The 25,315-nt window shown below is 71.4% G+C and carries 18 protein-coding genes and 7 pseudogenes; 12 read left to right on the top strand and 13 right to left on the bottom strand.

The annotated features are described in order from the left end of the window. Nucleotides 1-20: 20 nt before the first annotated feature. A complete protein-coding gene (locus IPK37_17770; GenBank protein QQS00628.1) occupies nt 21-1,073 on the bottom strand; it encodes an EamA family transporter in 1,053 nt (350 codons plus the stop codon). A 39-nt stretch (nt 1,074-1,112) separates the two neighbouring features. On the opposite strand from IPK37_17770, the gene IPK37_17765 reads away from it, so the two are divergent. Then, a complete protein-coding gene (locus IPK37_17765; protein QQS00627.1) occupies nt 1,113-1,733 on the top strand; it encodes a CGNR zinc finger domain-containing protein in 621 nt (206 codons plus the stop codon). Next, nucleotides 1,730-3,027, top strand: a pseudogene (locus IPK37_17760) (FAD-binding oxidoreductase). The gene IPK37_17765 and the pseudogene IPK37_17760 overlap by 4 nt, the downstream one beginning before the upstream one ends. A gap of 148 nt (nt 3,028-3,175) precedes the next feature. On the opposite strand, the gene IPK37_17755 reads toward IPK37_17760, so the two are convergent. The 4 genes from IPK37_17755 to IPK37_17740 all read right to left on the bottom strand — a co-directional run bounded on the left by IPK37_17755 (nt 3,176) and on the right by IPK37_17740 (nt 4,506). Further along, entirely contained in the window at nt 3,176-3,421 is a 246-nt protein-coding gene (locus tag IPK37_17755) for a ribbon-helix-helix protein, CopG family (GenBank protein ID QQS00626.1), read from the bottom strand. Beyond that, nucleotides 3,418-3,660 carry a hypothetical protein gene (locus IPK37_17750; protein ID QQS00625.1) on the bottom strand — a complete coding sequence of 81 codons (243 nt, stop codon included), beginning with the start codon at nt 3,658-3,660 and terminating at the stop codon, nt 3,418-3,420. The genes IPK37_17755 and IPK37_17750 overlap by 4 nt, the downstream gene beginning before the upstream one ends. Nucleotides 3,661-3,886: 226 nt before the next feature. Further along, nucleotides 3,887-4,279, bottom strand: coding sequence for a PIN domain-containing protein (locus tag IPK37_17745; GenBank protein ID QQS00624.1), 393 nt, complete (start codon nt 4,277-4,279; stop codon nt 3,887-3,889). Continuing rightward, nucleotides 4,276-4,506 carry a hypothetical protein gene (locus tag IPK37_17740; GenBank protein ID QQS00623.1) on the bottom strand — a complete coding sequence of 77 codons (231 nt, stop codon included), beginning with the start codon at nt 4,504-4,506 and terminating at the stop codon, nt 4,276-4,278. Before IPK37_17740 ends, IPK37_17745 begins: the two co-directional genes overlap by 4 nt. A 65-nt stretch (nt 4,507-4,571) precedes the next feature. Here IPK37_17740 and IPK37_17735 point away from each other — a divergent pair, with 65 nt between their 5' ends. After that, on the top strand, nt 4,572-4,760 hold the full coding sequence (locus IPK37_17735) for a hypothetical protein (GenBank protein QQS00622.1): 189 nt from the start codon (nt 4,572-4,574) through the stop codon (nt 4,758-4,760). On the opposite strand, the gene IPK37_17730 is transcribed toward IPK37_17735, so the two are convergent. From IPK37_17730 to IPK37_17700, 7 genes and pseudogenes are all read right to left on the bottom strand, one after another. Further along, nucleotides 4,688-5,227, bottom strand: coding sequence for a GNAT family N-acetyltransferase (locus IPK37_17730; GenBank protein ID QQS00621.1), 540 nt, complete (start codon nt 5,225-5,227; stop codon nt 4,688-4,690). The two genes, IPK37_17735 and IPK37_17730, sit on opposite strands and share 73 nt — an antisense overlap. Nucleotides 5,228-5,258: 31 nt before the next feature. Beyond that, nucleotides 5,259-6,116 carry a hypothetical protein gene (locus tag IPK37_17725; GenBank protein QQS00620.1) on the bottom strand — a complete coding sequence of 286 codons (858 nt, stop codon included), beginning with the start codon at nt 6,114-6,116 and terminating at the stop codon, nt 5,259-5,261. Then, nucleotides 6,116-7,127 (bottom strand): annotated as a pseudogene (locus IPK37_17720) (transketolase family protein). Before IPK37_17720 ends, IPK37_17725 begins: the two are co-directional and overlap by 1 nt. A 72-nt stretch (nt 7,128-7,199) precedes the next feature. Then, nucleotides 7,200-8,051 (bottom strand): annotated as a pseudogene (locus IPK37_17715) (transketolase). A gap of 16 nt (nt 8,052-8,067) precedes the next feature. After that, nucleotides 8,068-9,323: pseudogene (locus IPK37_17710) on the bottom strand (aminotransferase class III-fold pyridoxal phosphate-dependent enzyme). A 71-nt stretch (nt 9,324-9,394) separates the two neighbouring features. Next, on the bottom strand, nt 9,395-10,165 hold the full coding sequence (locus tag IPK37_17705) for a hypothetical protein (GenBank protein ID QQS00619.1): 771 nt from the start codon (nt 10,163-10,165) through the stop codon (nt 9,395-9,397). Between the two features lie 297 nt (nt 10,166-10,462). Next, a pseudogene (locus IPK37_17700) lies at nt 10,463-11,436 on the bottom strand (IS1380 family transposase). A 14-nt stretch (nt 11,437-11,450) separates the two neighbouring features. On the opposite strand from IPK37_17700, the gene IPK37_17695 reads away from it, so the two are divergent. The 6 genes and pseudogenes from IPK37_17695 (at nt 11,451) to IPK37_17670 (ending at nt 19,521) form a co-directional block, all read left to right on the top strand. Further along, nucleotides 11,451-11,606: a hypothetical protein gene (locus tag IPK37_17695; protein ID QQS03036.1), complete on the top strand. Its 156-nt coding sequence runs from the start codon at nt 11,451-11,453 to the stop codon at nt 11,604-11,606. A 63-nt stretch (nt 11,607-11,669) separates the two neighbouring features. Next, a pseudogene (locus tag IPK37_17690) lies at nt 11,670-13,957 on the top strand (cobalamin-dependent protein). Then, complete coding sequence (locus tag IPK37_17685) at nt 13,954-15,417, top strand: glutamate mutase L (protein QQS00618.1); 1,464 nt, start codon at nt 13,954-13,956, stop codon at nt 15,415-15,417. The pseudogene IPK37_17690 and the gene IPK37_17685 overlap by 4 nt, the downstream one beginning before the upstream one ends. A gap of 73 nt (nt 15,418-15,490) precedes the next feature. Further along, nucleotides 15,491-16,569 (top strand): annotated as a pseudogene (locus IPK37_17680) (alanine/ornithine racemase family PLP-dependent enzyme). Then, the gene (gene alr / locus IPK37_17675; protein ID QQS00617.1) at nt 16,566-17,759 is read left to right on the top strand and encodes an alanine racemase; all 1,194 of its coding nucleotides are present in this window, start codon (nt 16,566-16,568) and stop codon (nt 17,757-17,759) included. Before IPK37_17680 ends, alr begins: the two are co-directional and overlap by 4 nt. 271 nt (nt 17,760-18,030) lie before the next feature. Next, nucleotides 18,031-19,521: a long-chain fatty acid--CoA ligase gene (locus tag IPK37_17670; GenBank protein QQS00616.1), complete on the top strand. Its 1,491-nt coding sequence runs from the start codon at nt 18,031-18,033 to the stop codon at nt 19,519-19,521. A gap of 181 nt (nt 19,522-19,702) precedes the next feature. Here IPK37_17670 and IPK37_17665 read toward each other — a convergent pair whose 3' ends face one another. Beyond that, nucleotides 19,703-20,653 carry a neutral zinc metallopeptidase gene (locus IPK37_17665; protein QQS00615.1) on the bottom strand — a complete coding sequence of 317 codons (951 nt, stop codon included), beginning with the start codon at nt 20,651-20,653 and terminating at the stop codon, nt 19,703-19,705. Nucleotides 20,654-20,854: 201 nt separating this feature from the next. Here IPK37_17665 and IPK37_17660 point away from each other — a divergent pair, with 201 nt between their 5' ends. From IPK37_17660 to IPK37_17650, 3 genes are all read left to right on the top strand, one after another. After that, nucleotides 20,855-22,453 carry an ABC-F family ATP-binding cassette domain-containing protein gene (locus tag IPK37_17660; GenBank protein ID QQS00614.1) on the top strand — a complete coding sequence of 533 codons (1,599 nt, stop codon included), beginning with the start codon at nt 20,855-20,857 and terminating at the stop codon, nt 22,451-22,453. 99 nt (nt 22,454-22,552) lie between these two features. Beyond that, nucleotides 22,553-23,389 (top strand): enoyl-CoA hydratase/isomerase family protein, encoded by an 837-nt coding sequence (locus tag IPK37_17655; protein ID QQS00613.1) that lies wholly within the window; start codon nt 22,553-22,555, stop codon nt 23,387-23,389. A 14-nt stretch (nt 23,390-23,403) separates the two neighbouring features. Beyond that, complete coding sequence (locus IPK37_17650; GenBank protein QQS00612.1) at nt 23,404-25,263, top strand: ABC transporter ATP-binding protein; 1,860 nt, start codon at nt 23,404-23,406, stop codon at nt 25,261-25,263. The last annotated feature ends 52 nt before the right edge of the window (nt 25,264-25,315 follow it).

Raw genomic sequence — 25,315 nt, 5'->3', positions numbered from 1 at the left:
GCTCACTTGACGGACGGGACTCATGACCCGACCGGCAGGTCGGTGCCGGTGTCCGGGGGTACCACGGCCGAGTCATCCCGGGTGCCGATCCCGGGGCCGGCATCGTGGTGCGCCGGCGTCTCGCCGAGCTTGACCAGCACGATGCCGCCCAGAATGATCGTGCCGCCGACGACCTGACCCCACGAGGGCTGCTGGCCGAGCAACAGGGCGGCGAAGAGAGCGGCGAGGACGACCTCGCTGAGGGCCACGAAGGAGGCCAGGCGCCCACCGAGTCGGCGGGCCGCGGCGATACCCGTCGAGTAGGCGAGGGCCGCCGTCACGACGCCCAGCAAAGTCACCGCCAACCACCAGGGCAACGCCGTGCCCGCGTAGACCGGCGAGGTCGTCGAGGTGGCCAGGGGCAACACCCCCACGCCGGCGACCAGCGCCAACGTCAGTGAACCGACCACGAGCCCGCCGCAGGCCAGGACCATCGGCGGCAGCCCGGGCTTGTCGGCGGAGGAGACGACGAAGTAGTACGCGAGGCCGCACATGGCCAGGAGCGCGCATCCGATGCCCACGGGATCCAGGCCGTCGTCGCCGGTCGCGCCGACGCCCAGCACGGGCACGAGTCCGGCGATCGCCAACGCCCCACCGACCATCGTCCGACCCGACGGCCGTTGGCCCCGGGCCGCCCAGAACCACCCGAGCACGACCACCGGCGCCAGGAACTCCACGAGCAGGGCCGTCGCCACGGGAAGGCGGCTCACCGCGACGAAGTAGGCCAGTTGGGTGCCGGCCACGGCGACCATGCCATAGGCGACGATGTCGACTCCGTAGCGTCGCAGCTCGTCCCACCGGCCGTGCAGCAGGCGCAGCGCGGGGGCGATGAGGAGGGCCGCGGCCAGGGCGATGCGGGCCACGACGGCTGCGGTGGGAGACCATCCCGCGGCGATCAACCGGGTCGCCAGGGGCCCCGACAGGGCGAACGAGGCCGCGGTCAGCCCGGCGAGGGCGAGGCCGCTCGACAGCTGGCCCGCGGCTCCTGGGCTCGCGTTCGAGAGCGGCGCCAAGTCAGGAGTGTTTGCGGGCATGGCTCATGACACTAGGCGCCGAGCAGGTAAGGTGTCAACATGGTCTTCACCCATGACGCCGAAAGTGCGCTGGTCGCGGCCGTCGAGTTGGTCAACACCCTGTCGGCACCCGCAGAGCTGGCGATGCCCGGCCAGCTCGCCGCGTTCTATCGACGCCATGGCTACACGGGACGGTTGGCCGCAACCGGCGCGGAGCTAGATCGGGTGCGGAAGTTGCGGCCAGAGCTGCGGGATCTGCTCCTCGCCGATCGCGACACGGCCGCGGTGCTCATCAACGAGGCCCTCGCGCGGGAGTCGCTCGCCGTGCGCCTGGTGCGTCACGACGGCCAGGACTGGCACGTGCACCCCGCCGCACCCGATGCCGACTTCGCCACCAAGGTCTGGGTGGAGACGTTGTTCGCGATGATCGAGGTCGTACGCGAGGACGAGCATTCCCGGCTCGGCCTGTGCGCCGACCCCTCCTGCGAGCGCCTCGTTCTCGACCTCTCCCGCAACCGCTCGCGGCGGTTCTGTTCCCCGGCCTGCGGCAACCGTCAGGCTGTCGCGGCGTACCGGTCCCGGCAACGCTCGGCCACAGGCGGCCGAACCCTTCATGCCCCACCTTCGCGCGGCCCGGGCATGATGGGGGGACCGCCAACCCCTTCAAGGACGCCGCCATGAGCACGCCCGATCAGCCCGTTCCCACCTCCGGCCCCGCAGGCACCCACTCCGGTCCCGGCCCGCAGCGCATCGCCGTCATCGGCGCCGGGATGGTGGGGCTCGCGACCGCCTGGTTCCTCCAGGAGCACGGGGTAGAGGTGTCCGTGCTTGAGCGCACCGGCGTGGCCGCCGGCGCCTCCTGGGGCAACGCCGGCTGGCTGACCCCCGGCATCACGACCCCGCTGCCCGAGCCGGCGGTGCTGCGCACCCGTATCCGGGCGGTCCTGTCGCCGAGTTCGCCGGTTTATGTGCCCCCGCGGGCGGACACCAACCTTCTGCGGTTCGTGGCCGGATTCACCCGCAACAGCACCGGCGCGGCGTGGCGCCGCAACATGGCGTCCTAGGTGCCCTTTAACGACCAGGCGTTGGCCGCGTTCGATGAGCTCGCCGCCGGCAGGGTGGCCGAGCCCACCCATGAGGCGAAGTCCTTCATCGCGGGGTACCGGCGAGTCGAGAACGCGCCACCCTGCTGGAGGAGATCGAGCACATCAAGGAAGCCGGACAGCGGATGGCATTCGAGGTGCTCTCCGGCGCGGAGGCGCGAGCCATCGAGCCGGTGCTCAGCGACGAGGTCACCGCCGCGATCCTCCTCAAGGACCAGCGCTTCCTCGATCCGGGGGCCTACCTGGCCGCCCTCGCCGAATCGGTCACGGCGCGCGGCGGCCGGCTGATGGCGGGCATGGAACTGATGGGGATCGACGAGCGCGGGAACGGCGTCACGCTGCACGGCACCCGGGGCTGGACCGGCTCCTACGACGCGGTCGTCCTCGCGACCGGGGCGTGGCTCGGCGCCCACGCCCGCCGGTTCGGCGTCCGCCGCGTCATCCAGGGCGGCCGCGGCTACTCGTTCACGGTCGACGTCGAGCACCTGCCCCACGGGCCGGTCTACCTGCCCGCGGCACGGGTGGCCTGCACGCCGATCGGAAACCGGCTGCGGGTGGCCGGGATGATGGAGTTCCGCCGGCCCGAGGAGGCCCTCGACCAGCGTCGCATCGCCGCGATCGTCGCTGCGGCTCGGCCGCTGCTGCGGGGGGTGGCGCTCGATGACCGGGCCGATGAGTGGGTCGGGTCGCGGCCCTGCACGATCGATGGCCTCCCGCTGATCGGCGCGACCCGCTCCCCGCGGGTGTACGTCGCGGGCGGGCACAGCATGTGGGGGATCAGCCTCGGCCCCGTGACGGGCAAGCTGCTCGCCCAGCAGATCGTCACCGGCCACCGTCCCCCGGTGCTGGCGCCCTTTGACCCGCTGCGCTGACGCTTCGACGCCGGATAGGGGTCGGCGCAGCTCCAGCGGCTGGCCCATGTCCGGCCGAGCGTAGGTGGCGCGCAACGATCACTAGCTCCGAATGCGGGCGGTTTACAGCCGTGGCGGCGGGCACAGGAGGAACGGCGCGACGAGCGCGTCACGCAGAGTGCAAGTAGGCGGTCAGCGCTTGACGGACGATGATCTCGCGGGTCAAGCCGTCCTGCTCGGCGCGCTTGTCGATGGCGTCGAGCAGGTCGGTGGGGACGAGTTGACCCTGGCGGTGGTGAGGATTGGACGTCGCAGATCGGCCTGTCAGCTCGTAACCCGCCTTAGCTTCAGACGCCAGCTCAGCCACCCGTTCATCGCTGATGCCGGGCACCTGCTCGACAATCTCGAAATTCATCTCCGTCCTCCTTCCCACCGGTATTTCTTTCGCAGCTTCATCGCATGGATCACGACCTCGCCTCCATCATCCCCCTCAACGCTGACGATCTCCAAGGGCCTGCTGGCCGGATCCACGCCGACGTAGAGCCACCTCGTCGGATCCTCACCCACCTGGGTCCGCCGCCAAGCCGACGCGATCGCGTGGGCGATGTCCTCCGAAGTGCAGCCGTGTTTGAGCGCTGATCGCAGGATCCTCACCCGGCCAGCTTCGCGGCCTGGTCTGACATCCGTCGTGAGGCGCGGTCGTCGCCCCGGTGCGCGGCGCCCTGGTGTCCCGGCCGTCAAGGCCGGCGCGCCAACCCTCATCGGCCACGCGATCTTTACCCTCGCGGTATCGCGCGACGATCATTAGCTCCGAATTCGGGCGGTTTACGGCCTCGGCGGCGGGCTTTGATCGTCGCGCGACACCGTGCGGCGCGGCGCGTTACGGGATGAGGTGCGTCTGCTCGGGTCGCAGCGTCGCGATGCCTCGGTCGAAGGTGGCGAGCCGACCGCCACGGGCGGCGGCCAGTGCCGCGAGGTAGACATCGGTGGCTTGGCGGTGACCGCGCACCTCGCGCAGTCCCACATCCGCATAGGACAGATCATCCGGCCAGAAGTCCACGCGCGGGTGATCGCGCAGGCCCGCCAGGACCGCGCTCACCGTGTCTCCCGACTCGCCGACGCGCAGGAGGAACCGCGCGACGGCCCCCTCGGCGACCGGGCACACGGCAAGCGAGGCCTGGTCGACAAACCACGAGCTGGCGCGGGCGTGGTGGTCGTGGTCGAGAACCAGCAAGGCGATCGCGACGTTGGCGTCCAGCAGGAAGGTGGTCATTCGTCGTCGAGGGCGGCGGCCACGTCGTCCGTCGAGATGGGCCGACCTAGGGACAGGACGGGGAGTCCGGTCCGCGCGTCGGTGGTCAGCGTGACGGGCTCGTCGAGCGCGGCGAGTCCGCGGATGGCGAGGTCGGCGATCACGGCAGACAGGGACATGCCGCGTTGGCTGGCAATACTGCGGGCCCGTCGATGGACGGCGGGAGGCAGGTCAACGGTGGTGCGCATGTCTGCATCATAATTGATGCAGATGAGATGCACATCGACTTGCCCGCGGCCGGGATGCTCGCCTCGTGTTCTGGCAACTGACGATCGACACCGTCGACCCGGAGCGGCTGGCTGCCTTCTGGGCGCAGGCCCTCGGCTGGTCCGGCACGCCGCCGGCCGGCGACGAGCCCTGGCAGGACCACTACCGCGCGAGGCGCACGACGTACGTGCCGTCCGCTGCGCCCGGCACGGGGACGAAGCCGACACTGCGGTAGAGGTGCACGGCGGGGTTGCCGGACTCGACGCTGAGCGACACCCCGGCGATGCCCCGCGCGGCGGCCTCAGCCAGCACGGCCGTCAGTAGTGCCCGACCGATCCCGTGGCCGCGGTAGTCAGGCCACACCGTGATGCTCAGCTCCGGCACCCCGGCTGCGACGAATCCGTAGCCCGGGTCGTCCGCGCCCAGGAACACCAGCCACGCCGCGCCGGCCACCGCCACCTCAGCCGCGGACGCCTGCACCGCGCTCGATGAATGCGGCTCGGACCCCGGTGACTCCGCCACCACCCCGAAGTCGCCACGCGCCGGCCGCAGCTCGACGTAGTGCCGGAAGTCCGGCCGGGCGTCGACATCGGCGGCCATGAACCGCTCCTCGCCGGTCCAGTTGACGTTCACCAGTGTCGCGGCGCGCAGGATGTCGCCGTCGCTCTCGGCCAGGGGCCGCAGGGACCAGGTCGTGGGCATCGGACACCTCCACGGCCGAGGCTAGTGCCGGTCAGGGCTTCGCGTACGCGCCCACCGCCAGCATGAACGCCCCGATCTGGGCCCCGAATTCGGGTGCGCCTTCCATGATCAGCTTGCCCGCTGCGGTCGAGGCGAGCATGTCGTCGGTGTCGAGCAGGATCCCCAGCGCGGAGTCCAACGAGTCGAAGCGCAGCGTGAAGAACGGCTTGCTGCGCCGATACTCCCCGCGCGCCGCCTTCGTCCGGCCGGCCTTCACCCGCAGGTACGCCGCCACCTCCGGGTGCCCGTCCACCGCCCACGCGTAGACCCGGTCGGGGGAGCGGGCGACCCAGGCCGCGATCTCCGGGTGGCCGGCCCGGTTCAGCCCGCTGATGCCGGCGGACAGCAGCGCGAAATAGAGCCGTACGACGAGGGCCTTGTCCCGCTCCGACGTCGGCGGCTCCGTGGCCCCGAGCAGCGCCGACAACCGCAGCAGGGTGCGCAGGAACGCGGCGAACAGCCGGACCCGTCGCGGCGAGGACAGCCCCCGGATGCGGGGCAGCCGCTTGCTCGTGCCGCGGAAGAAACCGTTGAACGCCCCCAGCGACCTGAATCGCAGCTCGACGTCCGGCCGCTCGTACGCCCCCTGGCGCACCTCCACCGCCCCGTTCACCACGAGGAAGTGCACGGCGCGCAGCTCCGCGCCGCACCGGGCGGAGACCTGGACGACCCCGTCGGTGCCGGCGAAGGCGGCGCGCAGCGCCGGGTCCTCGGCCGCCAAGATCTTCACCAGCGGCAGGACGCCCCGCAGGAAGACGACGCTGGCCAGCTCCTCCTCGCTCGGCGACGGTGAGTGTGACGGCGACGGTGAGGGTGACAGCGACGGCGACGGCGACGGCGACGGGCCCATCAGAACTCGTCGTCCCAGTCGTCGGTGTCCTCGAAGTCCAGCTTCATGACCTCGCGGACCGTGTTGACGATGCCGACGGTGTCGAAGCCGTGGTGGCTCATCAGGTCCTCGTGCAGCCCGATGGGGGAGAAACAGTCCTACAGGCCCAGCCGGCGGAAGGCGCAGGCCCGCCCGCCCTCCGCGATGACCTCGGCGACCGCGCCGCCCAGCCCCGCCGATCACGGTGTGGTCCTCGACGGTGATGATCCGGCGGGTCTCCTGCACGGCCGCCCGGATCCCCTCGGCGTCGATGGGCTTGATCGTGTGCATGTTGAGCACGCGCACCTGGACCCCGTCGGTCGCGGCCAGTTCCTGGGCGGCCTGGACCGCCTGGAAGACCCCGGACCCGCACGCGATGAGCGTCAGGTCCGTGCCCTCGTGCAGCTGCACCGCCCGCCCGATCTCGAAGCCGTAGTCCATCCGGTCGTAGACCACTTGGTCGAAGCCGCGGTTGATGCGCAGGTAGACCGGCCCCGGCCGCTCGTACGCCGCCACCACCGCGTTCGCCGTCTCGATCCCGTCGGCCGGGCAGATCACGGCGAGGTTCGCCATCGAGCGCATGATCGCCAGGTCCTCGGTGCAGTGGTGGGTCGTGCCGGCCTGGCCGAAGCTCAGCCCCGCGTGCGAACCGATCATCTTCACCGGCAGGTTCGGGTAGCACACGTCGGTGTGCACCTGGTCCAGCGCGCGCATCGAGTTGAAGATCGCGAAGCTCGACGTGAACGGCACCAGCCCGCAGGCCGCCATGCCCGCCGCCGCGCCGATCATGTTGGCCTCGGCGATCCCGAAGTTGTAGAACCGGTCCGGGAAGCGCTGCTCGAACACGCCCACCTTAGTCGAGTTCGCCAGGTCGGGGGTGAGCGTGACGATCTCTGGGTGCTCCTCGGCGAGGTCGGCGAGGACCTTGGCGTAGATCTCCGCCGTCGACAGCTTCGTGGTCTCCTCGACCGTGTAGGTCAATCCGCCCGCCATCTCAGGCCACCCCTCCCGTCGTACCCGCCGGTCCGCGATGCTTGCTGCCGCAAGCGGTACGTCGGAGCCGGCGAGCCCCCGCAGCCGCTGCTGGGCATACGACTCCAGCGCCGCCACGCACTCGGCGTGCATCTCGTCGTTGATCGCGCCGTAGTGCCAGCGATAGTCGCCGGCCATGAAGTCCACGCCGCACGCCTTGATCGTGTCCGCCACGATGGCGAACGGGCGCCCTGAGCCGGCCTTCGCCGCCTCGACGGCCGCATCGATCGCGTCGTAGTCGTGCCCGTCGATGCGGGCCACCTCGAACCCGAAGGCCGCGAACTTGGCGTCGATCGGCTCGATGCCCATGACGTCCTCGGTCGGGCCGTCGATCATGCACTGGTTGCGGTCCACGGTGACGCAGACGTTGTCGAGCCGGTACTGGGCCATCGCCATCGCGGCCTCCCAGTTGGAGCCCTCGTTGAGCTCGCCGTCACCGACCACGACGTACGTCCGCCAGGACTGCCCCAGCCGCCGGGCCGCCAGCGCCATCCCCAGCGCGATCGACATGCCGTGCCCGAGCGAGCCCGTCGAGGCCTCCACCCCTGGCACCTTGCGCGCGTCGAGGTGGATGCCCAGCCGGGACCCCGTCAGGTTGAACGTGCGCAGCTCGTCGGCGGGGAGCCAGCCGAGGTCGGCGAGCACCCCCACCAGGGCCGCCCCGCAGTGCCCCTTGGACAGCAGGAACCGGTCCCGCGTGGGTTCGCTCGGGTCGGCGGGGTTGATGTGCATCCCGTGGTAGTAGAGGTAGGTCAGCAGGTCGTTGACGGACAGGCCGCCGCCGATGTGGGCCGACCCGGCCCAGTAGGTGACGTCCACCGTCGACCGGCGCAGCTGCGCGGCCTTGGTCTCCAGCGCGAGGCGCTGCTCGCCGCTCAATGCCATCGCCCGGCCCTCCCGCTCAGCCCAGCTCGGGGTGGTTCGCCCGGACGACCCCGAACGCCTCGTGGGCGACCTCGAGCGTGTGGGCGATGTCGGCCTCGGTGATCGCGAGGTTCATGAACAGGTTGTGGTGGCTCGTGAAAAACACCCCGCGGCGGACGCACTCGGCGACCCATTCCTGGTGCAGCTTGAGGTCCGGATCGTTGGTGATCCGCATGTACCACATCGACGGTTCACCGGAGATCCGCAGGTCCAGGCCGTGCTCCGCGCCCGCGGCGCGGAGGCCGTCGGTGAGCGATCGGCCGAGGGTGAGCATCCGGGCGGCGCCGTCGAGCTCGCGCAGCTTGCGCACCGTGGCGAGGCCGGCGGCGAAGGGCACCGAGCTCAGCCAGTAGGACCCCGTGTACATCACCGACCCCGCGGCCGCCTTCAGCGCCTCCACCCCGACCAGCGCGGAGACATTCCAGCCGTTCGCGAGCGCCTTGCAGTAGCACTGCAGGTCGGCCTCGAAGCCGTAGTGGGCGGCCGAGCCGCGGTTGTCGAGGCGGAAGCGGCCCGTACGTCGTCGATGGCCAGGACGATGCCGTTGTCGGTGCACAGCTTGCGCACCGCGGCCCACCAGCCGGGGTCGGGGACCTGGTTGTCCTCGAAGACGGGGTGGTGGTACGGCGTGGCCATGAGCACCGCGATCTGGCCCTTGGTCTCCTCGATGATCCGGCGGAGCCCGGCCAGGTCGCCCCACGTGGCGTAGAGGTTGTTCGTGACGTCCGCCGCGGTGATTCCGGGGTGGCCGAGCTTCTGCGTCCAGGGCGCGACGCCGTGGTAGTGGCCGTGGAACAGGATCGCTTTGTCCCGCCCGGTCGCGGCGCGGGCCACCATCAGGGCCAGCGAGGTGGTGTCGCCGCCGTTCTTGGCGAAGAAGGCCCAGTCCGCGCCGTCGATGGTGTCGCACAGGAGCTCGGCGAAGTCGACCATGAGCGCGGTGGGCAGCGTGGTGCAGTTGCCGGTGTCCATCTGGGCGCGGGCGGCGGCGTCGACCTCGGGGTCGCCGTAGCCCAGAACGTTGGGCCCGTACGCGCACATGTAATCGATGAACCGGTTCCCGTCCACGTCCCAGACGTAGGCGCCCTGGGCGTGGCTGGCGTAGAACGGATAGCTCGAGACCGGGATGTAGCAGCCCTCGCTCGGGCCCAGGTGGCCGTAGATCCCGGCCGGGATGACCCTTAGCGCGCGGGCGAACAGCTCGCGGCTGGCGGGGTAGTCGTACGTCTTCATGGGGCGGCGGCCTTTCGTCAATCCGGCTCGTGGCGCTGCGTGCTCAGGCGGGGGTGCTCAGGCGAGGGTGCTCAGGCGAGGTAGCGGGCGACGATCGCCAGCAGCTTGTTCATGTGGTCGAGCAACGGGATGTAGCCCGACACCGCGAGCCGGCCGTCGCCGATCGCCGCGTAGCTGTCGAGTTCGCCGGTGAGGATCCGCCCGGCGGTCTCGGTCGAGTCGAAGAGCATGCGGGCCCGGGCGTGCGGGTCGGCGCCCTTGCTGACGGCCAGGTGCCCGTTCCGCACCCGGATGGTGACGGCCGGGCCGTCCGCGACCTCGACCGAGATGGCGCCGTCGGCCATCCGCGCGGCGTTGGAGCGGCCGAGCGGGTCGAGGTTCCCGACCTCGGCGAGGGCGTAGAAGGCGGCGTACGCCGTGAGCTCCGCCGCCAGCCGCTCCTCCTCGGGCGGGCGCGGTGCACCGGGGGCCGGCCGCAGCACCGCCTCCAGCCGCTTGGTCAGCGCCGTGAACTCCTTGGTGAGGAAGCCCAGCCCCCGGAACCCCTTCAGCGGCACGGGAATCCCCTTACCGTCGACGAGCGCGTTGAGGTGTTGTGGGGTGGCGAAGCCGAGCTGGACGTCGTGGTGGCCCGCCGGCAGGGGACCGGGCTCGGCGGACGCCGTACAGGTCCCGTCCGTGAACGTCAGCGCCAGCGGCCGCAACCCGACGACGCGGAACGTGACGCGGGTGCGCGTGTCGCGCACGATCGCGGCGGCCGTCGGGTCGAGGGCGACCAGGTCTTCCAGGTCGCGGAGGATGGCGTGCAGGTTGATGGCGGCCTGCACCCGGGGTTCGATCACGACGTACTCCCCTCCGCGCGACGCTGGCGTCGCGCACGTGTGTCGAGTTCGAGGGTAACTACCCACCAGTAAAGGCGCCCGAGAAAACCGCAACGTTGCCTGGCTCCGCCCGCCGAGTGGTTCGCCCGGATGTTGCATGGGGGCTTGCTGGTGGGGGCCGGGCCGTCGTTGACGCCTCGGTGGGGCTGATTCTGGCCGGTGGGTATGACAATGTCCCGGGGCGGCGCTTCCGGTGGGCGTCGTCTTCCACGGACGAGGGCTGTGTTGCGGGTTGTCGGGGCGGGGTGGTGGCGTTGCTCAGGGCGGGGCCAGGATCGCGAGGCGGTCCCATCCGGTGGTGAAGAGTCCCGCCCAGGGCGCCGTGACCTTGACGTGGAGCAGGCGTTGCCTACCGGTGTGGGCCAGGGTGGCTGCGATGGTGAAGAGCCGCAGCCGTAGCGTCTTGGGTTCCCAGCGGCGGGCCTGGTGCTCGGGGGTAGGCCAGCATGCCCATCCACGCGATCAGGTCGTTCGCGAGTTGCACGATCAGGAGCCAGATTCGGTTCTGGGCGAAGCCCTGCAGGCAGGTTGGTCAGGCCGGTGTCTTTGGCGATGCGGATCCGGTCTTCGCAGCGGGCCCGGCGCCGGTGGCGTAGTTCCAGGTCGGCCAGTTGCCCACGGGTCGTGTTGGTGACGAAAGCGGTCAGCCGGTACCCCTCGACGTCGGTGAAGCGGAGTTGGGCGCCGGGGTGGGGTCGTTCGCGTCGGACGATGACCCGCATCCCGGCCGGGTACCCCGTGAGGAGACCCTTAGCCGCGAGGAGGTCGGTGAGCTCGACGACGGCCGCGCCGTCCCGGACGTCGCCGTCGGCGTCGAGGGCGACCTGCCAGGCGGTCTCGGGGATCAGCGCGTACAGCTGGGGCGTGCTGGTGGGCAGGGTGTACCCGATGGAGTACGACAGGCCGCGCCGGTCCAGGAAGGTCAGGAACTCCCGGGTGCCACCGGCGCCGTCGGTGCGGATCAAGACTTTCTTGCCGGGCCGGGAGGGGTTGATCCCGGGCACCGCCGCCAGCGCCGTCTTGGTCACGGCGATGTGGTCAGCGGCCGTGTTCGACCCAGCGTTCCCCGCTCGCAGCAGCATGCCGAGCGGTTCGCCGGTGCCCGTCTTGCCGTGGTCGAGGAAGGCGCACAGCGGGTGGAAGCCGTAGCCATGTTTGAACGTGGCGGCGGCGTTCTCCTTCTCGGAGTGGGCCGTGATCAGCGTCGCGTCAAGGTCGATGACCAGCGGAGAAGGGCGCGGGCCACGTGCTGGTTCGGCTCGCCCTCCGGGACGGCCTCGCCGACGACACGGGTCATCCGGACGTGCGCGCCGCCGGGCAACGGATCCTGGACGACGCGGCCTGCCTGGCCGGGCTGTTCCCGGTTGCGCCCGGACATCGGACGTCGGGGGTGGCCCGGTGAGCACGACGTACGGCGCCTTCGGCCCCCCTCGAGCCGACCACCAAGCTCGACGTCGACGCCTTCTTGGAGGACTTGGAGCACTACCGGCCGCGGCGCAAGGGGTGGACGTGGCGCCGGGTGCCCGCGGGCGGCATCGACGCGGGGCCGTTCCACTACCGCGGCATGTCCCACCCGCTGAAGAACTCCGCCCGGCTGCCCGCGAGCGAATACTTCGAGCACATCGACCCCCAGCCCAGCTGCGTCGTCACCACCGAGATCGCGTCGGGCCGGTTCGAGGACGACGTACGGCGCATGCGGATGGCGGCCTGGCACGGCGCCGACCACCTGATGGTCATCCGGACCACGGGCCAGTCCCACATCGACGGCCTCATGGAGGGCACCCCCGAGGGCGTCGGCGGCGTGCCGATCACCCGCAAGCAGCTCCGCGCCTCCCGGAAGGCCTGCGACGCCATCGAGGACGAGGTGGGCCGCCCGATCAACTTCCACTCCTACGTCAGCGGCGTGGCCGGCCCGGAGGTGGCCGTGCTGTTCGCCGAGGAGGGCGTCAACGGGGCGCACCAGGACCCGCAGTACAACGTGCTCTACCGCAACGTGAACATGTACCGCTCCTTCGTCGACGCCGCCGAGGCCAAGCGGGTCATGTCCGGCGCGGGGATCCTGCAGATCGACGGCGCGCACAACGCCAACGCCACGGCCAAGGCGGGCTGGCTGGTCATGCCGGAGCTGATGGTGCAGCACGCGCTGAACACGGCGTTCTCGGTCGCCGTGGGGATGCCGAAGAAGCTCATCGGGCTCTCGACGGTGCCGCCGAACGCGCCGCCCGCGCCGAAGCTGTGGTTCGACCTGCCGTACGCCGTGGCGTTGCGCGACCTGTTCGCCGACTACAAGATGCGCGCCCAGCAGAACACGCGCTACATCGAGGCGATCATCGAGGAGGCGATCCGCACCCACACGATCGACACCCTCATCTCGATGCTGACCAGGGCCGACGTCCAGTCCACGATCACCCCGGACGAGGGCCGCAACGTGCCCTGGCACTACAACAATGTCCTCGGCCTGCAGACCGTCAAGCAGATGTGGGCGGGGCTGGACGGGATCGGGGAGCTGCTGGCGCTGCGCGACTCCGGCTCGCTTCCGGAGATGGTGCGCGACCTCAAGGAGCGGGCGACGTGCTTCCTGGCCGAGATCGTCGAGGGCGGCGGCTACTTCGCCGCGGTCGAGGCGGGCTTCTTCGTGGACTCGGCCAAGTACCCCGAGCGCACCGGCGATGGCATCGCCCGCGACGGGGGCGGCGGCGTGGGGGCCGGCTCGATCGTGCCCCGCGATGCGGACTACTGGGCGCCGGTCTGCGACCACTTCGGCCAGAACACCCCGCCGGGCGACCTGACGACCGTTCGTGACCTGCACAAAGGGTGCCATGGCACCCAAAGCGCAGGTCACGAACGGTCATCCGACAGCACGGGGCTCGCTGCGCGCGGCACTCGTCCCGACGTCGACACAGCCTGCGCGGTCATCGGCGGGTGCACCCTGTGCGACCCCGACAAGATCGTCTACATCGACGAGCTCGACCCCACCGACAGCGCCCAGGCCCGCCTAGCGACCACGCGCCACTATCGCAGCGGCGAGCTGATCCGCCCCGAGGTCGAGTGGCGGGGGACGGGACCGTCAACGTTCAGCTCTTCGTGCCGCAACCGGCGGAGGTCGCCGAGGCGTACGCCGTGGAGATGGCCCGCCGCCTCGGCCTCGCCGACCCGGTCGTGATCAACCTGGAGGTCATGCAGCAGGCGGAGGGCTGTTTCGTCGATGTCAAGGGCAAGGTCACGTTCGACGTACGCCGCGACGAGCTGGTCATCCCGACCAAGGTGGTGCGGCTGCCCGAGGACCGGCTGCGCGCCGAGGTGGCCGCGCGGGGGCTCACCGTTGTCGCGGCGACGGTCGGCGAGGACGAGCACAGCGTCGGCCTGCGCGAGATCCTCGACATCAAGCACGGCGGGATCGAGAAATACGGCGTGCGCTACCACTACCTCGGCACCTCCGTGCCGCTGGGCAAGATCCTTGACGCCGCGATCGAGACCGGCGCCCACGCCATCCTGATCAGCACGATCATCAGCCACAACGACATCCACCGGGCGATGATGCGCAAGTTGGCCGAGCTGGCCGTCGAGAAGGGCGTGCGGGACCGGTTCGTGCTCATCGCCGGCGGCACCCAGGTCAACCGCGAGATGGCGGCGGAGACCGGGCTGGACGCGACGTTCGGCCGGGGCACCAAGGGCATCGACGTCGTCGACGCGATCGTCAAGACGTTGCTGACGCGGGACGGGCGACCGGCCGAGGAGGCGGTCCCCGGATGAGCGACCCGTCCCCGCCGCCGGCTCCCCGGACGGCGCCGCCCAGCGTGGTCACCGTCGAGGTGGGCAGCACGATCACGAAGGTCAACGCGTTCGCCTGCGTCGACGGGGAGCTGCGGCAGGTCGCCCAAGGCTTCGCGCCGACGACGGTGACCCGGCCCGATGCGGGGGCGCCCGAACACACCGGGGGAGTCGACCCCTGCGGCGCGGCCTTCGGCGACGTCGGCGTCGGTGTCGACGCGGCCCGCGCGGACCTGGCCGCCTGCCACGGCCTGGAGCCCGCTGCCCGGGCCGACCTGGAGACGCACGTCAACAGCTCCGCCGCGGGGGGCCTGCGGATGACCGTGCACGGCCTGACGGCCAGCATGACGGCGCGGGCCGCGCGCGAGGCGTCGCTGGGCGCGGGCGCCATCGTGGAGCTCGTCACCGTGGGCGCGCTCACGCCATACGAACTCGACCACGTCGCCGCCCTCGCCCCCAACATCGTCCTCCTGGCCGGCGGGGTGGACCACGGCGAGCGCGCCACGGTCGCGGCGAACGCCCGCGCGCTGGCCGGGGTTGTGGGCGCGCTGCCGCGGGTGCCGCCGGTCGTGTACGCCGGGAACGTCGCCGCCCGACCCGAGGTGGCCGAGGCGTTCGCCCGCGCCGGCGTACCGCTCCAGCTCGCCGACAACGTCTTTCCCGACGTCGACGTGCTCAACGTCGAGCCGCTGCGCGAGCTCATCCACGACGTCTTCAGCGAGCACATCGTGCATGCCCCGGGGATGGCGGCGCTGGCGCGGATCACGCCGTACGACGTCCTGCCCACCCCCGGCGCCGTGCTGCGCGCGGCGGAGCTGTTCGCGGAGGCGGTCGGCGACGTGCTCGTCGTGGACGTCGGCGGCGCGACGACGGACGTCCACTCCGTGACGGACGGCTCCCCGGAGCTGGCGGCGGCGTACGTCGAGCCGGAGCCGCGCGCCAAGCGAACCGTCGAGGGCGACCTCGGCGTTTACGTCAACGCCCACCGGGTGGCGCAGGCCAGCGGCGACGCGGACTGGACGGGTCGGCCGGAGCACCTGCGGGCGATGCCCGACACCGAGGCGGAACGTGCCCTGACCCGATGGCTGGCCGAGCGGGCCGTGGCGCTGGGGATTCGCCGGCACGCCGGAACGGTGTCCGCGATCTACACCCCGACCGGCCGCCGGCAGGTGGTCCGCGGCAAGGACCTCACCGCGGTGCGCTGGGTCGTGGCAAGGGGCGGCGCGCTCACGAAGATCCCCGGCGCGGCCGGGGCGCTGAGCGAGGCTTGTACCGGGATGGGCACCCACCTGCTGCCCCCGCCGGACGCGCGGCTCCTCGTGGACGACGCCTACCGGTTCTCGGCGCTGGGCACGCTGGCCAGGGCGTACCCCGACGAGGTGGCCCAGACCCTGCGGCGTTGGGCGGCACAGGAATCCGGCCCGGCCGACGCGCGACCTTAGCCGCCGCAGCCACGACGGCCCGCAGCCACGACGGAACGAGACACGACGGAACGAGGGAAGGGGGACCGACCGGGTGTTCTTGCGTACTCCGCGCCTGGAGATCTACGGCGAGCGCATCGCCGCGAACGCGCGCGCCGTGGTCGAGGTGTGTCACGCGCACGGCGGGCGGGTCGCGGGGGTCGGCAAGGTGGTGTGCGCGCACCCTGCGGTGGTGGGGGCGCTCGTCGCGGGCGGGGTGGACGAGCTCGCCGACAGCGGATCCTCAACCTCGTGGACATGGGGGAGCGGGGCACGGGGCTGCGGCAGATGCTGCTGCGGATTCCGGCGCCGAGCGCCGCGCCGGACGTCGTCCGCAGCGCCGACGTGACGCTGAACTCCAGCCTGCCCACCCTGCGGGTCCTCGACGCCGCGGCCGACGCCGCCGGGGTGCGCCACGAGGTGATCGTCATGGTCGACATCGGCGACCTGCGCGAGGGCGTGTGGCCGGACCGCGCGGTGGACCTGGTGATCGAGGCGGCCCGGCTGCCGCACCTCGACGTGATCGGGCTCGGTGCGAACCTCGCGTGCTACGGCGGGGTCATTCCCAGCGAGGAGAACATGCGGGCCTTGATCGGGGTCCGGGAGGCCTGCCGCGCGGCCACCGGGCTCCCGCTCGCGACCCTGTCCGGCGGAAACTCCTCGGCCCTGCCGTTGCTCGCGGCCGGCCGAATGCCGTCGGAGGTCAACCACTTTCGCATCGGGGAGTCGATCGTGCTGGGCCGCAACGTCCTGGATCGGAGCCCGTGGCCGGGGACCCGCCAAGACACCTTCCGGCTCGTCGCCGAGATCGTCGAGCTGGAGCGCAAGCCCAGCGTGCCCATCGGCACCCGCGCGCAGAACGCCTTCGGGGAGAGCCCGCAGTTCGCCGACCGCGGCACCCGGCTGCGGGCTATCGTCAACGTCGGCCGCCAGGACGCGGCCATCGAGGGGCTCACGCCCGACGACGACGGCATCCAGATCGTCGGCGCCAGCAGCGATCACCTGATCCTCGACGTGCAGGACGCGGCGCGGGAGGTGCGGCTGGGCGGGGAGATCGGGTTCTGGCCCCACTACGCGGCGGTGCTGGCGCTGTCGACGTCCCGGTACGTTCAGAAGGTGGCGATGCGCGGATGAATCACGACAACGAGGCGCTGGACTACGCCACGCACACCGTGACCCACCTCGACGCGATCGCCGCCAACTTGCGGGCGATTCGCGCGCACGTCGGCGGCATCGATGACGGCGGAACCCACGGCCCGCAGATCCTGCTCGCGATCAAGGCCGACGGCTACGGGCACGGCGCCGTGCGGATCGCCCGGATGGTGCAGGACCTTCGCCTGGCCGAACGCCTCGGCGTGGCGACCGTGCCAGAGGCGGCGGCGCTGCGCCAGGCGGGCATCACGCTGCCGATCCTCAAGCTGTCCGGCGTATTCGCGCAGGAGGCCGCCGCGGCGGTGGCCATCGGCCTCGACCTCACCGTGCCCGACGCGGCGACGGCCCGCATCATCCAGGCGGCGGCTGCCTCCCGCGCCGACGGGTCCGACCAAGCCCACCACCAGCCGGTGGCCGTCCACCTCAAGGTCGACACGGGCATGCGGCGCATCGGCTGCGACGTCGGCGAGGCTCCCGGGCTCGCCGCGCTCATCGAGAACGAGTGCCCCGACCTGCGTCTGGAGGGGATCTTCACCCATCTGCCCGCCAGCGACACCCCCGCCGAGGACGAGTTCACCGCCGGACAGGTGGCCCGCTTCGCGGCCGCGCGCGAGGCCGTCGAGTCGGTGGTGGGTCGGCGGCTGATCGCGCACGCCGCCAACTCCGGCGGTGTCTTGGCCCACCCGTCGTCGTGGTTCGACCTGGTCCGCCCGGGGATCATGGTCTACGGGAGCTACCCCGACCCCGACGTACCGCGCACCGTCCCGCTCCGGCCGGCGCTCTCGTGGCGCTCGCGGGTGTCGTTCGTCAAGGACGTGCCCGCGGGGGAGACGGTGGGGTACGGGCGGACGTGGGTCGCGCCGGCGGCGACGCGGATCGCGACGGTGCCGGTGGGGTACGCCGACGGCTACAACCGACGGCTGTCCAACCGGGGTGAGGTGCTCATCCGCGGCCGCCGCCTGCCCGTGGTGGGCCGGGTGTGCATGGACCAGGTCATGGTCGACCTGGGGCCCGGCTCGGACGTCGCGGTCGGGGACGCGGTGACGCTGCTCGGCCGCGACGGGGCGGAGGAGATCACCGCCTGGCACATGGCCGCGTGGCTGGGGACGATCCCGTACGAGGTCACCTGCGCGCTCGCCCCCCGGGTGACCCGGACGTACGTCGAGGGCTGACTCGCCCCGTGCCGCCGGCCGTGGACAGCTGTCAGGGCACGTTATCCGTCACGGGCACCGCCTGTAACGTGTCCTGACAGCTGTCTACACGACGTACAGCCTCGCGACCTCCCGCCGCCGCGACCCCTCGGAACGCGCCCGCACTGCCTCGCGCAAACGTCCCAACGGAGCCGACACCGGCAACCACCGAGGAACGCGTGGTCACGCGGCGTACGTCCCGGTAACCTGACGAGACCCGCCTCTAGCCCCACCGGACAGCCCAGGAGCCGTCGTGACCAACCTCGCCCAGAACCTCGTCGAATCGGCGCGCCGGCACCCGGATCGGCTCGCGCTGATCCAGGACGAGCAGCGCTACACGTTCGCCCAGTTCGAGCACCTCACGCAGATCTTCGCGGGGCACCTGCGGGACAAGGGCTTCGTCCCCGGCGACCGGCTCGCCCTGAGCCTGCCCAATATCACCGCGTTCCCGCTCGCCTACTACGCGGCGCTGCGGCTCGGCTGCGTCGTCGTCCCGATGAACCCGCTGTTCAAGCCGCGGGAGGTCGAGTACTACCTGCGCGACGCCGGCGCCAAGCTGCTGATCGGCCTGCCCAACCCGGACACCGCGGCGGGCGCCGAGGCCGCCGGGGTCGAGTACCTCGAGGTCACCCAGGTCCCGGCCCTCCTCGGCACCCCGATCGAGCCGGTGACCGAGGTCGTCGACCGCGACGACGACGACACCGCGGTGCTGCTCTACACCTCCGGGACGACCGGTTCGCCCAAGGGCGCCGAGCTGCGGCACCGCAACCTCAACTCGAACCAGGAGGTTGCCGCCCGCACGCTCCTGGAGGTGACCGATGCGGACACCCTCATGGGCTGCCTCCCGCTGTTCCACGTGTTCGGCATGACCGCGGCCATGAACATCTGCGTGGCCACCGGCGCCTGCCTCACGCTGCTGCCGCGGTTCGAGCCGGTCGCGGCGCTGAAGATCATCGAGCGGGACAAGGCGACCGTCTTCCTGGGGGTGCCCACGATGTACGGCGCGCTGCTGGCCGCTCAGCCGCAGGTGCAGGCCGACGTCTCCTCGCTGCGGGTGTGCATCTCGGGCGGCGCGTCGCTGCCCGTCGAGCTGATGCGCAAGTTCGAGGCCGCGTTCGACTGCATCATCTTGGAGGGCTACGGCCTGTCTGAGACCTCGCCGGTGGCCTCGTTCAACCACCCGCACTCCGAGCGCAAGCCCGGCTCCATCGGCACCCCCATCGAGGGCGTCGAGATGGACCTGCACAGCGACGACGGCAGCAAGACCCCCGAGGGGGAGATCGGCGAGATCGTCATCCGCGGCGACTGCCTGATGCGCGGCTATTGGAACAAGCCCGACGCGACCGCCGCCGCCATCCGCGACGGCTGGTTCTACACCGGCGACCTCGCCACCCGCGACGCGGAGGGCTACTACTCGATCGTCGACCGCAGCAAGGACATGATCATCCGCGGCGGCTACAACGTGTATCCCCGGGAGGTCGAGGAGGTCCTCTACACCCACCCCGCGGTCCTCGAGGTCGCCGTCGTCGGCGTCCCGGACGAGCGGCTGGGCGAGGAGGTCGCAGCGTACGTCGTGCTGAACGAGGGCGCCTCCGCGACGGCCGAGGAGCTGACGGAGTACGCGAAGGAGCGGCTGGCGGCGTACAAGTACCCGCGCGCGATTCACGTCATTGAGGCCCTTCCCAAGGGCGCGACCGGGAAGATCCTCAAGCGGGAGCTGCCCCGACCGGCCGTTGGGGGCTGACGCCCGACCCCTGGGCCGGGCACGCGACTGGCGCCCTCTTTCGGCGGAGTAGGGCTGGCGGATGCCGCCCTCTGGGGCTGAGTCAGGCCCGGTACGCGACTGGCGCCCTCTTTGCCCAACTGGCGCCCCGCTTGAAGTGGGGCGCCAGTGCGGGAAAGAGGGCGTCAGTGCGTGCGGCGCGTCAGAGCTGAGTCGCCCGCAGCGTGTTGCAGCTGTTGATGTTCTGGTTGTTGTAGCCGTTCATGAACCAGCGCATCCGCTGCTCGGCGGTGCCGTGGGTGAAGTTCTCCGGCGAGACCCGACCCTGCGTCTTCTTCTGGATGGTGTCGTCGCCGACGGCGGTGGCCGCAGACAGCGCCGACTGGATGTCCTGCTGGGTCAAGGGCTTGAGCAGCGTGTTGCCGTTCTTGTCCTTGGTCGTGCTCGCGTCCTTGGCCCACATACCGGCGAAGCAATCGGCCATGAGCTCGACGCGTACGCCGCCGCTGGCCGGGCCCTGCGGGTCCTTCTGGGCCTCGTCGAGGACGCCGAGCTGGTCCTGCACGGCGTGGCCGTATTCGTGCGCGACGACGTACTCCTTCGCGAACGCACCCCTGTCCGCGCCGAACCGGCTGGAGAGCAGCTTGAAGAAGCTCGCGTCGATGAAGACCTGCTTGTCGAGCGGGCAGTAGAACGGGCCCACCTGGTTGGAGGCGGTGCCGCAGGCCGACTGGGTCTGGCCGGAGTACAGGATGGTCTTGGTCATCTTGTACGGCGTCTGGTTCTTCGTGGACTCCGGGAACTTGCGCTTCCAGTAGTCCTGCACGCTGTTGACGGTCCCGACCACCAGGCAGTTGTCGTCCTTGTTGGCGTCGGCGCCGGTCTTGCAGTGGGAGAACACGTTCTGGTTGTACTCGCCGCCCGCGCCCATGTAGGAGCGGTCCATCGCCTGGTCGGGCTGCTGCGGCGCCGGCTCCGGTTGGGAGGTGGAGTCGCCACCCCCGCCGAGCCCCGTGAAGAGATACAAGAGCAACGCGATGATGCCCAGGATGCCTCCGCCACCGCCGATGACAGCGCCCCCACGACCGAAGCCCCCACCGCCGCCACCGCCGACCTGCGAGGTGTCCAGCTGGGCGTCGTCGTTGAAGGTCATATCCGACCAACCCTCCCGATCAATGCCCGTGCCTGGCGCAGGGGCCTGACCAGTAGAGTAACCAGGCGGCCCCCACCTCGCATCGCGGCGGGGCGGTGCCGGCGCGACGAATCGTCACCAGGGGGCCCCACCGCCGGTACGGCGGAGCGCGGCGGCGCCTTGCGAAGGCCGCCGACCACACCTTGACGACAGGAGCACCGCGTGATCACGGCCACCGGCATCGAGCTGCGCGCCGGCAGTCGGCTCCTGCTCAGCGAGGCGACCTTCCGGGTGGGCGCCGGCGACCGGATCGGGCTGGTCGGCCGCAACGGCTCGGGCAAGACCACCCTGACGAAGGTGCTCGCCGGCTGGAACCCGCCGGCGGCCGGGAGCGTGTCGCGCACCGGCGACGTGGGCTACCTGCCACAGGACCCACGCGACGGGGACATGCACGTCCTGGCCCGGCACCGGATCCTGGCCGCGCGGGGCCTCGACGAGATCGTCCGGGCCATGCACGAGACGGAGGGCGCCATGGCCAGCGCCGATCCGGACACGCACGAGAAGGCGATGACCCGCTATCCCAAGCTGCAGGCGCGCTTCGATGCCGCGGGCGGGTACGCCGCCGAGTCCGAGGCCGCCACCATCGCCGCCGCCCTCGGCCTGGAGGACCGGGTGCTCGGGCAGAAGCTGGAGACCCTCTCCGGCGGGCAGCGCCGCCGCGTCGAGCTGGCCCGGATCCTCTTCTCGGGCGCACCGACCCTGTTGCTCGACGAGCCCACGAACCACCTGGACGCCGACTCGATCGCCTGGCTCCGGGACCATCTGAAGGTCTACAAGGGCGGGCTCCTCGTCATCAGTCACGACGTGGCGCTGCTCGACGAGGTGGTCAACAAGGTCTACCACCTGGACGCGAACCGCTCTGAGCTGGACCAGTACAACGTCGGCTGGAAGACCTACCTGCAGCAGCGCGAGACCGACGAGAAGCGCCGCAAGCGGGAGCGCGCCAACGCCGAGAAGAAGGCCTCGGCGCTCATGGCGCAGGCCGACAAGATGCGGGCCAAGGCCACCAAGGCGACCGCCGCCCAGAACATGGCCCGCCGGGCGGAACGGCTCCTCGCCGGCGTCGAGGGCGAGCGGGCGCACGACAAGGTGGCCAAGCTCCGGTTTCCGGACCCGGCGCCGTGCGGGAAGACCCCGCTGCGCGCGAGCGGGCTGTCCCGCAGCTATGGCTCGCTCGAGGTCTTCACCGACGTGGACCTGGCCATCGACCGGGGCAGCAAGGTCGTGGTGCTCGGGCTCAACGGCGCCGGCAAGACGACCCTGCTGCGGATCCTCGCCGGCCTGGACGCCCCGGACACCGGGGCGGTCGAGCCGGGGCACGGTCTGAAGGTCGGCTACTACGCCCAGGAGCACGAGAACCTCGACGTCGAGCGCACCGTCCTGGAGAACATGAAGACGGCCGCTCCGGATCTCGGCGAGACCGACGTCCGCAAGATCCTCGGCAGCTTCCTCTTCTCCGGCGACGACGTCGACAAGCCCGCGGCGGTGCTCTCCGGCGGGGAGAAGACGCGACTGTCCCTGGCGACCCTGGTGGTGAGCAGCGCCAACGTCTTGCTGCTCGATGAGCCGACCAACAACCTCGATCCGGCCAGCCGCGAGGAGATCCTCGGGGCGTTGCGCAGCTTTGCCGGCGCGGTGGTCCTGGTCAGCCACGACGAGGGCGCCGTCGCCGCCCTGGAACCCGAGCGCGTGCTGCTGCTCCCGGACGGCGTCGAGGACCTGTGGAACGAGGACTACCTCGACCTCATCGCCTTGGCCTAGGCCTCGGCTCCTCGAACCCCGCCCTGGGTGTGGGGCACGTCGCGGACAACGGGCGGCAGTCGGGAGGAGGAGGGCGTCCGTCGGACTTAGGCTCGTACCGTGACCGAGCAACCGACCTCCGCAGCCGCCGAAACCCGCCCCCACCCGCACCTTTCCGTACGCCGGGAGGGCCCCGTCCTGCACGTGAGCCTGGACAACCCGACCCGCCGGAACGCGCAGACCCCCTCGCTGTGGCTCGCCCTGGCCGAGGTGGCCCGCACGCTCCCGGACGACGTACGGGTGGTCGTCCTGCGCGGGACCGGACCCACCTTTTCGGCGGGCCTCGACCGCGCGATGCTCGCCCCGGGCGGGGTGGACGGAGAACCCGACCTCATCGGCATGTGCGTCGCCGACCCGGACGGCGCGGCCACGACCATCGGCCACTACCAGGAGGCCTTCACGCTGTGGCGCGACGCGAAGGCCATCGTGGTCGCCGCGGTCCAGGGCCACGCCGTGGGCGCCGGATTCCAGCTCGCCCTCGGCGCCGACCTGCGGATCGTCGCCGACGACGTCAAGTTCCGCATGGCGGAGACGAGCCTTGGGCTGGTGCCGGATCTGGGCGGTACGTCGGTGCTGGTAGAGATCCTGGGCTATGCGCGGGCGCTCGAGCTCTGCGTGACCTCGCGCACGATGGAGGCGCAGGAGGCCGTCGCCACCGGGCTGGCGAACCTGGCCGTCCCCGTGGCGGAGCTCGCCGCCGCCACGGCCGACGTCGTGGCCGCGCTGCTTGAGGCACCCCCCGCGGCGGCGACCGCCACCAAGCTCCTCCTCGCGAACGCCCGGCGCGCGTCGCGCAGCGAGCAGCTGGCCGCCGAGAGGTCCGCCCAGACGGTCCTCATCGGCGGGATGGCGCGCGCGTACGCCGCGCGGGACGCGCGAACCGAGCGCGACGGGTGACGCACTCGCCGTTCATGACGATGCGGTCCCTGACCAAGGACCGCATGTCGGGTCAGCGGCTGCAGGAGGGCACGGTCCGCCGCGTGCTGGGCTACGCCGGCGAGTTCCGTGCCCGCATCCTGCTGTTCCTCGTCCTGGTCGTGGCCGACTCCGCGCTCGTGGCCGCGCCGCCGCTGCTGCTGAAGTCGATTGTCGATCAGGGGGTGATGGGGCGCGACGCCGGCCTCGTCGTACGGCTCTCGCTCGTCGTCGCCCTTCTCGCCGTCGCGGGGGCGGTGCTCACCGTCGCCCAGCGCTGGTGTTCCTCGACGATCGGCGAGGGGCTGATCTACCGGCTGCGCACCGAGGTCTTCGAGCACGTCTCGGCCCAGCCCATCGCCTTCTTCACCAGGGCGCAGACGGGGGCGCTCGTCTCCCGGCTCAACACCGACGTCATCGGCGCGCAGCAGGCGTTCACCTCGACGCTGTCGGGCGTCGTGAGCAACGCGGTCACGCTGGCGGTGATCGTGGCGACGATGGCGGCGCTGTCCTGGCCGCTGACGCTGGCCGCGGTCCTGCTGTTTCCGCTCTTCCTCATTCCCGCGCGGCGGATGGGCGCCAAACTGTCCGAGCTGACCCGGCAGTCGATGAACCTCAACGCCGACCTCGCCAGCCGGATGACCGAGCGCTTCAACGTCGCCGGTGCCCTGCTCGTGAAGCTGTTCGGGAGGCCGGAGCAGGAGGCGCAGGAGTACGGCGAGCGGGCCGGCGCCGTCCGCGACATCGGCGTGCGGATCGCCATGAACCGGTCGATCTTCATGGTGCTGCTCACGCTGCTCGCCTCGCTGGCGACCGCGATGGTGTACGGCGTCGGCGGCCTCCTGGCCATCGACGGCACCCTCACGGTGGGCACCCTGCTGGCCCTGACGGCGCTGCTCGCCCGGCTCTACAGCCCGCTCATCGCCCTGTCCAACGTTCGCGTCGACGTCCTCACGGCCCTGGTGTCGTTCGAGCGCGTCTTCGAGGTGCTGGACCTGCCCGCGTTGGTCGCGGAGCGGACCGACCCGGTCGAGCTGCCGGACACCGTGCTGGGCGTGACCTTCGATGACGTCTCGTTCCGCTACCCGAGCGCCGACGAGGTCTCCCTCGCCTCCCTGGAGGGCACCGCGAGCGGCGATCGGGCGGGGGGTGGCGACGTGCTGCACGGCGTCAGCTTCGACGTGGCGCCGGGGCAGCTGGTGGCTCTCGTCGGACCGAGCGGCGCGGGAAAGACGACGATCACGTCGCTGGTCTCGCGCCTGTACGACCCGACGACCGGCGCCGTACGCATCGGGGGCGTCGACCTGCGCGACGCCTCGTTCGCCAGCCTGCGGCGCAGTGTCGGGGTGGTGACGCAGGAGGCGCACCTCTTCCACGACACCATCGAGGCGAACCTGCGCTACGCCCGCCCCGACGCCACCACGGCGCAGCTGGAGGCCGCGCTGCGGGCCGCGCAGGTGTGGGACCTGGTCGCGAGCCTGCCGGAGGGCTTGGCGACGGTCGTGGGCGACCGCGGCCATCGGCTCTCGGGCGGGGAGAAGCAGCGCCTGGCCATCGCCCGGCTCCTCCTCAAGGGCCCCGGGGTGCTCGTCCTCGACGAGGCGACGGCGCACCTCGACAGCGAGTCGGAGGCCGCGGTGCAGCGGGCCCTCGACGCGGCCCTATCCGGCCGCACCGCGCTGGTCATCGCACACCGGCTGTCGACGATCCGGGACGCGGACGTGATCCTCGTCGTGGCCGGGGGCCGGGTCGTGCAACGGGGCACCCACACCGAGCTGCTGGCCGCCGGGGGCCTGTACGCCGACCTCTACACCACGCAGTTCCGCGACGACGGGGTATCGACCGCCGCGGACTGATGGGACGCCCCAGCCCGATCCGGCGCGACCCGGCGCGACGCAGCGCGACCCG

This window comes from Austwickia sp., from assembly GCA_016699675.1.
Lineage (GTDB): Bacteria > Actinomycetota > Actinomycetes > Actinomycetales > Dermatophilaceae > Austwickia.
Note: the sequence above shows the minus strand (reverse complement) of the source record. Positions and strands in the feature narration are given on the sequence as shown.

Excerpts from the sequence above, each read along its gene's own strand:
- IPK37_17650 (QQS00612.1), top strand. The coding sequence starts at position 23,404 with ATGACGATGCGGTCCCTGACCAAGGACCGCATGTCGGGTCAGCGGCTG.
- IPK37_17730 (QQS00621.1), bottom strand. The coding sequence starts at position 5,227 with ATGCCCACGACCTGGTCCCTGCGGCCCCTGGCCGAGAGCGACGGCGAC.
- IPK37_17685 (QQS00618.1), top strand. The coding sequence starts at position 13,954 with ATGAGCGACCCGTCCCCGCCGCCGGCTCCCCGGACGGCGCCGCCCAGC.
- IPK37_17745 (QQS00624.1), bottom strand. The coding sequence starts at position 4,279 with ATGACCACCTTCCTGCTGGACGCCAACGTCGCGATCGCCTTGCTGGTT.
- alr (QQS00617.1), top strand. The coding sequence starts at position 16,566 with ATGAATCACGACAACGAGGCGCTGGACTACGCCACGCACACCGTGACC.
- IPK37_17770 (QQS00628.1), bottom strand. The coding sequence starts at position 1,073 with ATGCCCGCAAACACTCCTGACTTGGCGCCGCTCTCGAACGCGAGCCCA.
- IPK37_17725 (QQS00620.1), bottom strand. The coding sequence starts at position 6,116 with ATGGGCCCGTCGCCGTCGCCGTCGCCGTCGCTGTCACCCTCACCGTCG.
- IPK37_17755 (QQS00626.1), bottom strand. The coding sequence starts at position 3,421 with ATGAATTTCGAGATTGTCGAGCAGGTGCCCGGCATCAGCGATGAACGG.
- IPK37_17665 (QQS00615.1), bottom strand. The coding sequence starts at position 20,653 with ATGACCTTCAACGACGACGCCCAGCTGGACACCTCGCAGGTCGGCGGT.
- IPK37_17740 (QQS00623.1), bottom strand. The coding sequence starts at position 4,506 with ATGCGCACCACCGTTGACCTGCCTCCCGCCGTCCATCGACGGGCCCGC.
- IPK37_17765 (QQS00627.1), top strand. The coding sequence starts at position 1,113 with ATGGTCTTCACCCATGACGCCGAAAGTGCGCTGGTCGCGGCCGTCGAG.